Origin of the sequence: uncultured Gemella sp. (assembly GCF_963515875.1) — a bacterium.
Lineage (GTDB): Bacteria > Bacillota > Bacilli > Staphylococcales > Gemellaceae > Gemella.
Window position 1 is genome coordinate 1 of the sequence record NZ_CAUPZX010000002.1, and the last position, 15,178, is coordinate 15,178.

At 29.6% G+C, this 15,178-nt stretch carries 13 protein-coding genes; 2 read left to right on the forward strand and 11 right to left on the reverse strand.

Translation table 11 applies throughout. The annotated features are described in order from the left end of the window. The first annotated feature begins 316 nt into the window (after positions 1 to 316). Positions 317 to 826, forward strand: coding sequence for a GNAT family N-acetyltransferase (locus RWL85_RS00680; protein WP_314083837.1), 510 nt, complete (start codon positions 317 to 319; stop codon positions 824 to 826). A gap of 32 nt (positions 827 to 858) precedes the next feature. Here the strand turns inward: RWL85_RS00680 and RWL85_RS00685 are convergent, their stop codons facing one another. From RWL85_RS00685 to RWL85_RS00725, 9 genes are all read right to left on the reverse strand, one after another. Beyond that, a complete protein-coding gene (locus tag RWL85_RS00685; RefSeq protein WP_314083839.1) occupies positions 859 to 3,198 on the reverse strand; it encodes an endonuclease MutS2 in 2,340 nt (779 codons plus the stop codon). 162 nt (positions 3,199 to 3,360) lie between these two features. Next, on the reverse strand, positions 3,361 to 3,894 hold the full coding sequence (locus RWL85_RS00690) for a CvpA family protein (protein WP_314083841.1): 534 nt from the start codon (positions 3,892 to 3,894) through the stop codon (positions 3,361 to 3,363). 128 nt (positions 3,895 to 4,022) lie between these two features. Then, positions 4,023 to 5,672 carry a DAK2 domain-containing protein gene (locus RWL85_RS00695; RefSeq protein ID WP_314083843.1) on the reverse strand — a complete coding sequence of 550 codons (1,650 nt, stop codon included), beginning with the start codon at positions 5,670 to 5,672 and terminating at the stop codon, positions 4,023 to 4,025. Between the two features lie 11 nt (positions 5,673 to 5,683). Then, positions 5,684 to 6,043, reverse strand: coding sequence for an Asp23/Gls24 family envelope stress response protein (locus RWL85_RS00700; RefSeq protein WP_314083844.1), 360 nt, complete (start codon positions 6,041 to 6,043; stop codon positions 5,684 to 5,686). 135 nt (positions 6,044 to 6,178) lie between these two features. Continuing rightward, positions 6,179 to 7,111, reverse strand: coding sequence for a 2-dehydropantoate 2-reductase (locus RWL85_RS00705; RefSeq protein ID WP_314083846.1), 933 nt, complete (start codon positions 7,109 to 7,111; stop codon positions 6,179 to 6,181). Positions 7,112 to 7,240: 129 nt separating this feature from the next. After that, positions 7,241 to 8,287 (reverse strand): PTS sugar transporter subunit IIC, encoded by a 1,047-nt coding sequence (locus tag RWL85_RS00710; protein WP_314083848.1) that lies wholly within the window; start codon positions 8,285 to 8,287, stop codon positions 7,241 to 7,243. A 175-nt stretch (positions 8,288 to 8,462) separates the two neighbouring features. Then, positions 8,463 to 9,173 (reverse strand): 16S rRNA (guanine(527)-N(7))-methyltransferase RsmG, encoded by a 711-nt coding sequence (gene rsmG / locus RWL85_RS00715; protein ID WP_314083850.1) that lies wholly within the window; start codon positions 9,171 to 9,173, stop codon positions 8,463 to 8,465. Next, positions 9,166 to 11,049, reverse strand: a complete 1,884-nt coding sequence (gene mnmG, locus RWL85_RS00720) for a tRNA uridine-5-carboxymethylaminomethyl(34) synthesis enzyme MnmG (protein WP_314083852.1) — start codon at positions 11,047 to 11,049, stop codon at positions 9,166 to 9,168. Before mnmG ends, rsmG begins: the two co-directional genes overlap by 8 nt. 236 nt (positions 11,050 to 11,285) lie before the next feature. Next, complete coding sequence (locus RWL85_RS00725; RefSeq protein ID WP_314083854.1) at positions 11,286 to 12,686, reverse strand: cation:dicarboxylate symporter family transporter; 1,401 nt, start codon at positions 12,684 to 12,686, stop codon at positions 11,286 to 11,288. 287 nt (positions 12,687 to 12,973) lie between these two features. On the opposite strand from RWL85_RS00725, the gene RWL85_RS00730 reads away from it, so the two are divergent. After that, positions 12,974 to 13,420 carry a flavodoxin gene (locus tag RWL85_RS00730; RefSeq protein ID WP_314083856.1) on the forward strand — a complete coding sequence of 149 codons (447 nt, stop codon included), beginning with the start codon at positions 12,974 to 12,976 and terminating at the stop codon, positions 13,418 to 13,420. 42 nt (positions 13,421 to 13,462) lie between these two features. Here the strand turns inward: RWL85_RS00730 and RWL85_RS00735 are convergent, their stop codons facing one another. Together RWL85_RS00735 and RWL85_RS00740 are read right to left on the reverse strand one after the other, a co-directional pair. Further along, on the reverse strand, positions 13,463 to 13,966 hold the full coding sequence (locus RWL85_RS00735) for an Rrf2 family transcriptional regulator (RefSeq protein ID WP_314083858.1): 504 nt from the start codon (positions 13,964 to 13,966) through the stop codon (positions 13,463 to 13,465). A gap of 79 nt (positions 13,967 to 14,045) precedes the next feature. Further along, positions 14,046 to 15,173, reverse strand: coding sequence for a class I SAM-dependent RNA methyltransferase (locus RWL85_RS00740; protein ID WP_314083860.1), 1,128 nt, complete (start codon positions 15,171 to 15,173; stop codon positions 14,046 to 14,048). Positions 15,174 to 15,178: the final 5 nt, after the last annotated feature.

Sequence of the window (15,178 nt, forward strand, 5' to 3'; positions counted from 1 at the left end):
AATAGTTTGTCAAGTATTTTTCGAAACTTTTTAAAAATGTTTTTTTGCCTTCATCAGAAGACTTTCATTATTCTATCACTTCAATAAGTTTTTGTCAAGAAGTTTTTTTTATTTTCTTAACTTTAAATTATTATAAATGTTTCATTGTTCGTCTTCTTCTTGAGAAGACTTTTACTATTTTATCATCTGTTTTAGAACTTGTCAACATTATTTTCATATTTTTTCATCTTTATTTCATTATTTCTTTCCATTTACTATTTACAATAAAGTTTTATTGAGATATTATATAAATAACATAGTACAAGGAGAATTTATTATGATTATTTTTAAAGAACCTAAAGATGTTACTTTTGAACAAATATTAGATTACAAAGAAGAATTTGTTCTTAATAATGAAATCATTCAAGGTGCAGCTAATATGACTGCTTTATCTATCCCTGAATGGGTAAAATTTGTAGAAAATACTAAATATAAAGAAACAGTTACTCCTGGATTTGTTACTGCTCATACTTTCTTTGCACTAGATAATGATAAGATTGTCGGTATTATTAACGCAAGGCATGAACTTAATGACTACTTATTAAACTTCGGTGGCCATATAGGCTATAGTGTTAGAAAATCAGAGCGAAGAAAAGGTTATGGTAAGAAAATGTTAAACTACACTTCTAAATTTTTATTTTCACTCGGTCTAGAGAAAATTCTAATTACTTGCGATAAAAATAATATAGCTTCAAAACGTACTATTGAATCATGTGGCGGTATTTTAGAAAACGAAGTAGTAGAAAAATCTAGAACTACATTAAGATATTGGATATATAAAAAATAAGGTTAGGTTGGAATTTAATCCAACTTAACCTTTTATTTCATCTCAACCACAGTAGCTCCCATTCCACCTTCGTTTTGCCCACCGGTTCTATAGCTAGCTACATATCTATTATTTTTAAGATATTCTCCGATATTTTTACGAAGTATACCTGAACCTAAACCATGAATAATAGTAAATGTGTCATATCCTTGAAGTATTACTTTATCCATGTAGTTTTCAATTTCTCTTATAGCTTCTTCTGTATTTAACCCTATTACATTGATATCAATACCTACTTTTTTACTACTTACACTACTTGTGCTTACATATCGTTTGGCTACTTCTGGTTCACTATCAATTTTTCTAACTTCTTTTTTCTTGATACTTAGTTTCATAGCACCCATTTTAATTTGCAGGGTATTTCCTGAAATTTCTAATACAGTCGCTCTTTGATTGTAACTTAAGACAAGTACATCGTCACCAACTTTTATTTCACTATTATTAAACTTAGGTTCACTCTCTAATTTTCTTTGTAATTTTATGTTATTCTTACTCTTATCCATAGAATGAAGTAAATCATTAAGTTCATGTTGTTTTAAAGAAGTATTATCTTTAAATTCTCTATAAATTTCAAGCATCTCTTCTTTTTTCTCTTCTATTTCTTTATTTAACTCTATACTTAAATCATTATACAGACTTTCTTTATACTCCTCATATTTTTGTAAATTAGATTCAAGAGTTTCTTTAACTTCATCAATTTCATCTATAGATTTATTTATATATTCTAATTTATAATCATATTCTCTAATACTCTCTGAAAGTTTATCTATGAAAAGATTATTCTCTTTTATATTAACTTCTAATAACGAACTCGCTTCATCTATAATTGATTGCTCTAAACCTAATTTGGCAGAAATATTTATCGCATTAGATTTCCCTGGTAATCCTATTATGAATCTATACGTTGGTTTTAATTTTTCAAAATCAAATTCCATAGATGAATTTTTATAATACTCTGATTCAAAGCAGTAGTTTTTAATTTCTGGATAGTGCGTTGTACATAACATCGTTGCATTTAGATTCTTGAATTTTTCTAATAACGCAATTGATAGAACAGCACCTTCGCTTGGATCAGTTCCTGAACATAATTCATCTAATAGAATAATACTCTTATCATTTGTTTTATTTAATATATCAATTATATTAGTCATATGTGAAGAAAAAGTAGATAAGTTATTCTCTATAGATTGTTCATCTCCTATATCTACAAACACATCTTCAAAAAAACCAACTTTCGATTCCTCTAAAGCAGGAATATAGAATCCTAAATGAGTTAAATATACACATAAGCCTACTGTTTTTAAAATTACTGTTTTACCTCCCGTATTTGGTCCAGTAATAATTAAAGAGTTACCTTTATTATCAAGAAAAACATCATTTTTTACAACAATATCCTTATCAATTAAAGGATTATATGCTTTCTTTAAATTAAGCTCTTGTGAATTTACTATATTTTGTTTATTAAATCCATTTCTTGTACAAAAATTCATTTTTGAAAAGATAAATTCAATTTGTGAAAAATTCCATAGTGAATTTATAAGTTCATCTGCATTTTCTTTAATAACTTCTGAAGCTTCTTTTAAAATTCTAAGAATTTCTTCTTTTTCTTTACGTTTTAGTATTCCGATTTCATTATTAATCTCTACATTTTCTTTTGGTTCAACATAAAAAGTATTACCCGAAGCACTCTCATCATGGATAATTCCACCAAAATCATTTTTATATTCTGGTTTTACTAAAATAACATCACGGTCATTTCTCTTTGTAACAATTGCTTCAGTTAATTTTTTAACATTTGAACGTAAGATATTTTTTAAAATTTGATCACTTTTATTTTTTAACTTAGAAATATTTACTTTGATATTTTTCAGTTCTAATGAAGCGTCTGGTCTTATATAACCGTCCTCATCTATTATTCTATCTAGATATTTTTCAAGATCACTAAAATCGTCTAGTTTAACTACATATTTCGTTAAACTTGGATATGAAGAATGTTCTTGTAATTTAATACTCTCAAATCTTCTAGAAAATCTATCATAAGTAATAATATTTCTTAGTATATAGAAGAGTTCCTTTTCTGAAAGCACACTATCGACTTTAGCTTTCTTAACACTAGCATTATAATCAAATATTTTTAATTTAAATTCATTTGGATATTTTCTTAGTAAGTCATATCCTTCTTCATTTTCTTTATGAACTTCTACTAACTTACCATAATTTGTTATATATTCTAAATTTTTCACTTTTTCATAAGATAACTCTGAGAAACAATATTTCTCTATATCTTTTAAAACTAAGTCTAAATTAAGTTTCTTTTGAGTAATTTTATTCAATCTAATCTCACTCCTTCTATCTAATTTACATGCTTTATCTTTTTATAACACAAACTATTATACACTAAATACAAGTATTAAACAATTTCTTTCGATTAAAATCATAATCTGGTTTAAGTATATAAAAAATTCGAAGCATCTTGCGTACTCCGAATTTCTCAATTACTTATTAAAAAATAAATTAATAAACTGTTTTGATAACACTGGTGTGTTTTGTATTATATAGTCAGGTAACACCGAATCTTTAAATATAGCTATCTTCCAATCTGGAGTAGGCAATACTGTAACTAAATATAAGACTACAAAAACTATTAAATAAATTTCCACAAACCCTAATATAGCTCCTAAATATCTATCCGTTATTTTTATTAACGGTAATTTTCTTACAACTCCTAATGTTTGTGCTAGAATTTGTATTATTAATCGAATTACAATAAATAACACAATAAACGAAACCACTCGATAATATGCACTTGGTATATTTAGACCTTTATAAATTCCTTCTAAACCCTCTGTTACATCAGTTGGAATTGGAATCATGCTTGTAAATAAATATGCCAATCTTGAACTAAATAACATAGACACTATATAACCTATTACAATAGTTCCTAGATAAAAAATTTGCATAATCAACCCTCGTTTGTACCCTAAATACGCACCTGCAGCTAATAATAATGCTATAATTATATCAACCATGTTTTCTCCTTTCAATTCATATTCTATTTTACTTAAATTAATAGTATATTGATATTCTACTTTATCAACTTTAAAGTAGCATTAATCCATTTTAGACTAATGCTACTTTTTTATTTAACATTTAATTATTATTCAACTCCGATAATATATGGATATACCGGTTGTCCTGATTCAATTAGTTCTACTTCTACATCAGGATATTTTTCTTCTATTAATTGTTCTAAGAAATCAGTATATTCTTCTGTACTTTCTTCACCAAGGTATAGTGTAACAATTTCAGTATCTTCATCGATTGATTTTTCTAATAATTCTTCTAATACTGTATTAAGTGAAAGGTTAGAAACTACAATCTTACCATTTCTGATTCCCATAAATTCATCTTTCTTGATTTCAACACCTTCAATATTGGTATCACGAACAGCATGGGTTACCTCTAAAGTACTTACTGTAGATAATACCTCTTGCATATTTGCAAAATTTTCTTCAGGAGCCGTTTGAGGACTAAATACCATTACTGCTGCTAATCCTTGAGGTGCCGTTTTACTTTCAACAACAAAGACATTTTCTTCAGCTAACTCTGCAGCTTGTTTTGCTGCAAGTTGAATATTTTTATTATTAGGGAAGATAAAGATATTTTTAGCATTAACTTCTTTAATAGCCTTCATAATATCTTCAGTAGATGGGTTCATTGTTTGTCCCCCTTCTACAATATAATCAACTCCCATTGAAGTTAGAACTTTACTTAATCCAGCTCCCATAGAAATAGAAATCATTGCTTGTTCTTTAAGTTCTTTTGGAACAGTTGCTTGTTTTGCTTCTTGTTTTCTAAGTACTTCACGGTGTTGTTCTCTCATATTATCAGATTTAATTTTAATTAGTTCTCCGTATTGTTGTCCATAGTTGAACACATCTCCTGGAGTTTCTGTATGAACATGTATTTTTACATACTCGCTATCCGAAATAACTAGTAATGAATCCCCAAATTTACTCATATCGGCACGGAATTTATCTTCATCAAATTCTTTTTTCTCACCGTCAAGACGAACTGTGAATTCAGTACAGAATCCATATACGATATCTTCTGGGCTCATAAAGTCCATATCATGATCATCTTCAAATTGCATGTCAACAACATTAGTTTCTACAGCTTCCAATCCGTCGATTTTTTCACCTTTTAGTGCTGCTACAAAACCTTGATATACACATACAAGACCTTGACCACCTGAGTCTACTACACCAACTTCTTTTAATATAGGTAGTAAATCAGGAGTTCTCTTTAATGAAGCTTGAGCTTCCGCATAAATTGCTTCCATAACTTCTATTACATTATTAGTATTTTCCGCAACTTTGACACCCGCTTCTGCAGCTTCACGAGCAACAGTTAGAATTGTTCCTTCTACAGGTTTAATAATAGCCTTATAAGCAATACTAACACCATTTTGAATAGCTGCTGCAAATTCTTTTGCATCTATTTCTTTTTTATCAGCTATATACTGAGACATTCCTCTAAATAGTTGAGAAAGGATAACACCTGAGTTTCCACGTGCTCCCATTAATAATCCTTTAGAAAAAGATTTACCTAATTCACCGATGTTCTCAACAACATTTGCTGCTGTTTCTTTAGCACCTGATGACATTGAAAGGTTCATATTTGTTCCTGTATCACCGTCTGGTACAGGGAAAACGTTTAATGAATTTATTTTTTCTGCATTCTTTGCCAAGTTTTTCGATCCTAAATCGATCATTTCAGCTAAAACGAGTCCGTTAATTTTCTCCACTATCTTTCCTCCTATTTATTTACCTTGATGCCTTGAATATAAATGTTAATTTCATTTACCTTAACACCAAGAGTTTTTTCTATTTGATATTTTACTGAAGATTGAACATTGTTAGCTATTTCTGAAATCTTAGTTCCATACATAACTATAATGTATAAATCAATTACTAATCTTTCTTCGTCTTTTTTTACTACTATACCTTTTGCATAATTTTCTTTACGCAAAATTTCTGTAATTCCATCTTTAACCTGATTTTTACTAGCCATCCCTATAATTCCATAGCAACTTACAGCTGCACCACCAGCTACTGATGCAATAACATCATCACTTATAGAAACATGACCAAATTCATTATTAATTTCTAATGACATATCTTTTCCTCCTAATTAAAAATAGTCAAATGAACATACGAACTATTATACCTTTTTTATCAAAAAAATACAAGTAAAACATTGATATTTCTCTATTTAGAGCCTTTTGCAATCTCTTTTTAAAAAGTTTATTTATTACTTATTTTTATTAATATATTCTTTAGAATGAATCATTAATGTAATAACATCACAGACGGGAGTTGGAATATTGTGTTTTTTTCCTAACCTAGAAACTTCTCCATTTAAATAATCGATTTCTGTTAATCTTCCATTTTTCATATCTTGATATAACGATGGATAATGTGCTCCCCCAGTTTCTAAAGAAAATAGATTTTCTATATTTTTTTCTATAACCTCTTGTTTCACCTCTATTCCTTCTGCTTTTCCTACAGCTGTAACTTCACTTAAAACAGCTCTAGTCAATTCAATATTCTTATCAAAACTTCCATACTGATTAATATTGCAATCAATCAAAGTACAATATGTATTTAAAACACAATTTAGTCCAGCTTTATGCCAAATAGATTGATATGTGTCCTCTGAATATTTAATATTTAATCCAGAAGCATTTAATCTATTAACCAAGTCCAAAGTTTTATCTAAATTATCTTCTTTAACCTGCTTTAACTCTATTTTGCCGACTCCATGAGCACTTAGCACCCCTGGTCCTGCTAGACCACTAGTCCACACCGTTACACCTATAAGTATATTCTCTTCTTTTATGTAGTCTTTTAATGTTTGAACATGTCCTAGACCATTTAAGATACAAATGATTTTAGTATCTTTATGGAAAAGGTGTTTTACTTGCTCCAACATTGGTCTTAATTGCATAGACTTTGTTGCCACAAAAACAACATCATATTTACCAGAAACTTGGTCTGGTCTATATATTGGAATATAATAATTTCCTAAATCTTCTTCATCAATAATTACTTTTAACCCGTTATTTCTTATATTTTCAACATGTTCTTCCCAAGAATCGACAAATGTAACATCCTCGTTATTTTTAAACAACATATAGCCAAACCTTGAACCTAATGCCCCTGCTCCTGCAAATAATATTTTCATAATTCTTCTCCTTTAGTGTTTTTTATTCTACACTAATTTTATAACTATATTGAAACTTTGTCAACGTCACCTACTATTTAATTTACACAAAAAAAGATACTCGAAATACTTCGAATATCTTTAAATTTCTTATAAGTTTTCTGGCTTATATGCATCTTTAGTATATAATTTTAACACACCTGAGTAAAATCTATCTGCTACAAATGCTACAGTAAATGGAATTACAAAGAATGCTAATAAAACTGGTAGTAAATTTCCATTATTCATTGCATAAGATTTAGTAGGTCCAATTAGACCGATAATTCCAAATCCTGCACTTTCATGAGTTCCCAAGATTTTTAAGAAATATCCCGAAAGACCCGTTACTGCAGCTGTTGTTAAAATTGTAAGAAGTAGCTGTGGTTTACGTGCACAGTTAGGCATCATTAACTTAATAGCACCCAATATAATTGCAGCACTTGCACCTTTGTAATTAGCTCTATAAGTACCTATCGCTAATACTGCAGCCGCTGATACTAATCCTAATGTAGCTGCTCCTGCTCCCACATAGTTTTCATTAGTGAATAAAATTAATCCCATAGCTACTGTTGATACAGGTGTAACTATTAAGAATGAAAATGCCATTGTAATCAATACACACATTAAAACTGGTTGTAATTTTGTAAATTCAAAAATTACTGATGCTAAAAGTTTTGTTAAACTTTTTGTATAAGGTAAAGTTACTAGACCTAATGCAGCTACTAGTCCACCTGTTATCGGTAAGAAAATAATAGTAACTGCTCCGAATTTATCTTTAACAAGGTTAATTGCTAAAGCACCCACAATTGTTATTAAAATTACGTTAAATAAATCTCCCATTGGAACACCAGTCCATGCTTTAGTTTGAGCATTAAATGTTAATGATCCACTAGCTGCTAGAACTGTTGCCCCTAATACCGCTGATTCTAATGGTTTAAATTTTAAACTTTGTCCAACAATAACTCCTACTAAAACCGGAATAGAAAATTGTAATAAATACATAGCTTGTGTTAATGTTGTGAATACCCCTGGTGCAAATACTGTTCCCAAATATTTAAATAAAGTGCTTAAAACAGCGTTTGGAATTAATCCAGATACAACTCCTAGGGCCGTACCGTTTAAAATTATATTAAGAAAATCCTTTACTGATTTTGGCATAAATATCCTCCTTTTTTTATGTTTTAATGAATATAATAAATATAATAATATAAAATCGAAAAAAAGTAAAGAATTTTTTGAAAATTTGTTGTTTTTTTCTCTCTTTACGTTAATAAAGTGTATACAAAAAGAGAATACGTAGATTTTACTACAATATTCTCCCTTTATTATTCAATTATAGTGGCTTTTTATTGGGTATACCTGCTTTCCTTGGGTATTTATTTGGAGTTTCTTTAGCTTTTCTAATTTCTAGAATATGTCGCTCCTCTCCCTCAAGATCAAATTCTAAATCTCTTTCTAATTTCCCACCTAAAAGTTTAATTGCATTTATTGCTTCTTTTGTTTCCTCTTCAGCTTTTTGTGCTTTCAAGCTTAAAAAATATCCATCTTTTTTTACTAGCGGTAAGCAAAGTTCTGACAACACATTTAATCTTGCAACTGCTCTTGCAGTAACTATTTCAAAACTCTCTCTATAGTCTTTATTTTGTCCGAACTCTTCTGCTCTAGAATGAACAAAATTACAATCAGTTAAACCTAATTCATCCTTTATTAAATTTAAAAATTTTATACGTTTGTTTAACGAATCAACAATAGTAACCTTTAAATTCGGATATAATATTTTTAATGGTATAGAGGGAAATCCTGCTCCACTTCCTACATCACATATACTTTCTATATTCGAATAATCTTTATAAAATGCTAAAGAAATCGAATCAAAAAAATGTTTTGTATAGAACTCTTCTTCCTCAGTAATAGCAGTAAGGTTGATTTTTTGATTCCATTCTACTACTAGATTATAGTATTTATTATACTGTTCTTTTTGAAGTTCAGTTAATTCTATACCAACCTTCTCTTTTACCGCACTATAGAATTGTTCTTTATTCATTATTCATACCTCTTTGTTGTTCTAAATATACTAAAAGTATAGAAATATCCGCTGGATTGACACCTGATATACGAGATGCCTGACCTATAGTTAATGGTAAAACTTTTTTTAGTTTCTCCCTTGCTTCAAGAGCCAAGCTTGGTACTTCATCATAACTCAAATCAGCAGGAATTTTCATCTCATTCATTTTTTTAAGTTTTTCTACTTGTTGGATAGATTTTTTTATATACCCTTCGTATTTCACTTCAATTTCTACTTGTTCTATTACATCTTTAGGAAGAACAGTTTCATCATTTGCCAAATAAAGTACATTAGCATGAGTTAGTTCTGGTCGTCTTAGCATATCTATTGCTAGTATACCGTCACGAATTTCAGCACTATTTAATTCAACTAATTTTTCTAATGTTGCAGCTGTAGGGGTAATTCTAAAAGTTTTTAATCTTTCTATTTCATCAGCAACCATACTACGTTTTTCACAGAATTTATTATAGCGTTCTTCTGGTATAAGACCATAGTTATATGCTTTCTCTGTTAATCTCATATCCGCATTATCATGACGTAATAATAATCTATGTTCAGCTCTTGAAGTAAGAAGTCGATATGGTTCGTTTGTTCCTTTTGTTACTAAGTCATCAATAAGAACTCCAATATATGCTTCATCTCGACCAAGTATCATCGGTTCTTCACCCAGTACTTTACATGCAGCATTTATTCCCGCCATAATTCCTTGACCTGCAGCTTCTTCATAACCACTAGTACCATTAATTTGACCAGCAGTAAATAATCCATCGATTAATTTCGTCTCTAAAGTTGGCCAAAGTGTTGTTGGATTTACAGCATCGTACTCAATAGCATAGCCATTACGCATAATAACTGCATTTTCTAATCCCGCAATACTTCGAACCATTTCTCTTTGTACATCATCTGGTAAAGAAGTTGATAACCCTTGTACATAGATTTCTTTTGTATTTCTACCTTCTGGTTCTAAGAAAAGTTGATGTCTTTCTTTATCATTAAAACGCACATACTTATCTTCAATACTTGGACAATATCTTGGACCTGTTCCTTTTATTACTCCAGAGTACATTGCAGAACGACCTAAGTTTTTATCAATAATTTCATGCGTTGTTGTATTAGTATAAGTTAACCAACAAGGAACTTGATCTTTTACAAATTCTGTAGTTTCATAACTAAATGCATGCTCTTCATCATCACCAGGCTGTATAGATGTTTTTGAAAAATCTACACTATCAGCGTTAACTCTTGGCGGTGTTCCTGTTTTAAATCTAACTAAGTCAAATCCTAATTCTTCTAATTGTTTAGCAAGATCAATAGATGGCATTTGATGATTTGGACCTGAAGAATATTTAATATCACCTATTACTATTTCTCCCCTTAAGTATGTTCCTGTAGTAATTATAATTGCTTTAGCTTTATAAGCTGTACCAAGCATCGTTCTTAAACCAACCACTTTATTATTTTCAACAATTAGTTCGCGTACCATCGCTTGCTCGATATCTAAGTTTGGCGTGTTTTCTAAAACTCTCTTCATTTCAAGTTGATATTCAACTTTATCAGATTGCATCCTTAACGCCCTTACAGCTGGTCCCTTTGCAGTATTCAACATCTTACTTTGAATATTCGTTTTATCAGCTACACGCCCCATAAGTCCACCTAATGCATCGACCTCACGAACAACAATTCCTTTTGCTGGCCCCCCAACACTAGGATTACATGGCATAAAACCAATAGTATCTAAATTAATTGTAATCATTAAGGTTTTTACACCTTTTCTACTTGATGCATGAGCTGCTTCTATACCAGCATGCCCACCTCCAATTACAATAACATCATATTCTTTTAAAAATTCAGTCATAGTACCTCCATATATTTTAACGTAATTGCAAAATAATGCTTTGACCAAAATTTTGATTGATTACTAAATTTTTACTTTTATAATATTATCATATTGAGAACAAAAACACTAATAATATACATAAAAGAAAGTAAAAAAACTTACTTCACAAATTTTTGTCTTCTAAAAAATTTTATTTTCACAAAACTATATTTAATTAAAAAATCGCAGTACAACTTGCACTGCGATTAGATTATCTATTCTGAAATTTTTTCAAACTTATTAAATTCTTCTTTATTAAATAAACCTAAATGTTTATCTACCATAATTGAATTCGTCATACCTCCACTTACGTTTAAGCATGTACGTCCCATATCTAAAATTGGATCTACTGCTAAAATTGGATTAATTTGATTAAATAGCGCTCCAAAACCTACTCCATTTACAGATACCGATGCTGCTGTAATTGATGTACCAGGTACCCCAGCTATACCAACAGACCCTAATGTTACAACTATCACAGTCATAATAAATAATGTTGTATCAATTGTTATTCCATTAGCATTTGCTAAGAAAACAACTAACATAGTTGGATAAATACCAGCACATCCTTGCATTCCTGCTGTAGATGAGAATGAAGCTACAAAATTAGCTGTTGATTGGTTAACTCCCATTTCTTTAGTAAGTGTACTAATAGTAAGAGGTAACGTACCTGCACTTGAACGTGAAGTAAATGCTAAGACTAATGGTTTACTAGCTTTTTTAAAATAAGTTATAGGTGAAACACCATGAAGAGCAATAAATAACCCTTGAATTATAAATTGAATTACTACTGCTACATATAATAAACCAATAAATAATAAAACATCTTTAATCGATTTCAATCCTCTTTGTGCAATCGTGTTAGCTAATAAAGGTATTACTGCGTAAGGTAATAGTCTAATTATTAGAACAGTCATACGAGAAACAATTGCATGTAAACTAGAAATATAGTCTACAAATGTTTTAACTTTATTTTCATCTTTATTTTGAATATATCTTGCTGCCAATCCTATAAACATCGCAAAGATTACTACACCGATAACATTAAATTCAACCATTGCTTTAATCGGATTTGAAGGAATTAATTCTCGTAAAATTGTTACAACATTCTTCACTTCTTTAATTTTACTATCACCTTTTCCTAAGACGATTGAACTACTTCCAAGTTTAAATACTGCTGAAACTACAAATCCAACAATTGAACTTATTGCAACCATTCCTAACGTTATAATCAATGTTAGTCTTGTTAATTTTTTCACATCAGTGTTTGCATTAATATTTACAATGACATTAATAATCGAAACTAATACTAATGGTACGATTAACATCTTAATTAAATCAATAAATCCATTACCAAATAATGAATACCATGTAGTTGTCTCAGCAACATATTTTATCTTCATGGGTTCATCGCTAAAACCTGAGTAGGCTTGAATTCCAATCCCTAAAAGTAAACCAATTGCTGTAGATAATAACGTTCTTTTTGAAGAACTAACTCTTTTTTTTGCTAAATAATACATTAAGTAAAATAATGCAAATAGTACTACTAAAAATAATAAAGTTTCTTTTGTAGAAATCATTATAAATTTCTCAAAAAATGTAAATTTGTTTTCCATTGTCTATCCTCCAAATGAGTATATTACTCATCTTCTTTTATTTTGTAAAATTTTAGTCTTAAATTTTACTCCATCTACAGATAGAATGAAAAAGATTTAAACCTTTTTCCATATTATACCTCCGTAATGTAAAAGATACTACAATTAAACTATAATTTTCATTCATTTTCAATAGTTTTGCTCAAAAAAATATACTTTTACAGCCTTTTTTTATTTACTTAATATTTTTAATACGTTATAATTATCTTTAGTTATTATTTATTTACAAATAGAATGGAGGGATTTTTTTGAATATTAAATTAGTTTATGCGAGTCTAACTGGTAATACTGAAATGTTATCTGATTTAATTATAGAAAAATTCGAAGAAGAAAAAGGTTTAGAAATAGAAAAATTATTCATTGAAGACATGGTAGATTTTGATTTTCTTGATGACGCGGATGCTTTTATAGTTGCATCATACACATATGGTGAAGGTGAATTACCTGAAGAAATGGAAGAATTTTTTGAAGCACTTGAAGACAAAAATTATGAAGGAAAAATATACGGTGTAATTGGCACTGGTGATACTATCTATGATGAGTACTGCGTTTGTGTAGATCAATTTAATGAACAAATTGCTAAAACAGGTGCTACTAATCCAACAGAAAATCTTAAAATTGAAATCGAAGCTGATACTGATGAAGATTTTGAAAATATAGAAAAATTTATCGAAGCATTTTCTAGTGCTTTGTAATATAAAAAATCGATTATGAAACTTTCATAATCGACTTTTTTTTTATCCTTTAAAGAAGACATTTACTCTCTCAAATTCTTCTTCCCAGTTATTCCAATCTAATCTAATCTTAGAATTCTCCTCTAAAATGTCTTCTACTAGATTCTCTATTGTAATGTCTTCTAGAGAAGATTTGATTGCCTTATTAATAGTATTTACTTTTTTCAGATATTTGCTATAACGTTTATCTACTGCTAAAGCTCCCTCAAAAATTTTTGAAACATAATCTGTCTTTAGTGCAAAAATTTCTACCTCATCATTAAGGGCTACATATATATCATATAGTGTAACTTTTTTATTAGATTTATACTTATATCCTCCACCAATACCTGTATTAGCTTTCACTAAGTCATTAACAACTAGCTTTCTCATAATTTTTTTCAGATATGTTGGAGAAATATTTAAACGTTGGCTAATTTCCTTCGAATTTAAGAAAACATGCCTATCTTGAAGGTATAACATTACCATAATACAGATTGCTTGTTCAGTACTTTTAGTTAAATGCATAAACTCAACCTCTTTTCTTTTTTGTATATAACTCTACTTACATCCTTATTTTATGATATATTTTTATAATTGTCAAATGTTATTTTAATTTTTCTCCCCAGTATTGATAATAGGTACATTCAATGGAACCATTGAAAAGTTTTCTTCTTTTTGTTGCCTTTTTCCCATATAAATGTTCAAACATTTTATGAGAAGTTAAAAGGTAAAGTGACCAATGTTTTTTATTTTTAAGTTCAGTTCCTAAAAACTTATACATAGCCTCCACTTCTTTTTTCTCACCTAAACGTTCTCCATACGGAGGATTGGCAATTACGCATCCAGTTTCCTTCTTCGCTACAAAATCAAAAACTGACATCTGTTTAAACTTAATAACTCCTGCTAATCCAATTTCTTCGGCATTATTCTCTGCAGTTGCTATCATCTTAGGATCAATATCAGAACCATATAATTCTAATTCTTTATCATAATCAATAAGATCTTCTGCCTTATTTCTTTCTTCATCTACTAGACTTTTCGGCATCCATGGCCATTTTTCAAAATCAAAATTTCTATTAATACCCGGTGCCATATTTTGCGCTGCCATAGCCGCTTCTATTAATAAAGTTCCAGAACCGCAGAACAAGTCATACAAAGGCGTTTCACCTTTCCAGTTTGTTAATTTAACCATTGCAGCTGCTAATGTTTCTTTTAACGGTGCAGTACCTTGCTTCGCACGATATCCTCGTTTGTGAAGTCCATCTCCAGATGTATCTAATAAAATAGTAGCAATATCATTTAGCATTATGATTTCTAATCTATATCTTGCTCCTGTTTCTGTTAACCATCCTGTTATGCCATAACTTTTCTTCATTTTTTCTACAATTGCTTTTTTTACTATAGATTGACAGTCTGAAACACTAAACAATGTAGATTTATGACTACGTCCATCTACAGGAAATTTAGCATCAACTGGTAAATATTTATCCCATTCTATTGCTTTTGTTTTCTCAAAAAGCTCCTCAAAGGTATATGCAGGAAATTGTGCAACCACAATTTTAACTCTATCCGCACATCTTAACCATAAATTAGAACGTACTATTGCTCTTTTATCCCCTGAATAATATACTCTCCCATTTTCTACTTTTGTTTCATAACCTAATTCCTGTACTTCTTTAGCTACAATCGCTTCAATTCCCATAGGTGTTGTTGCTACTAAATTAAAATTCATTTCTT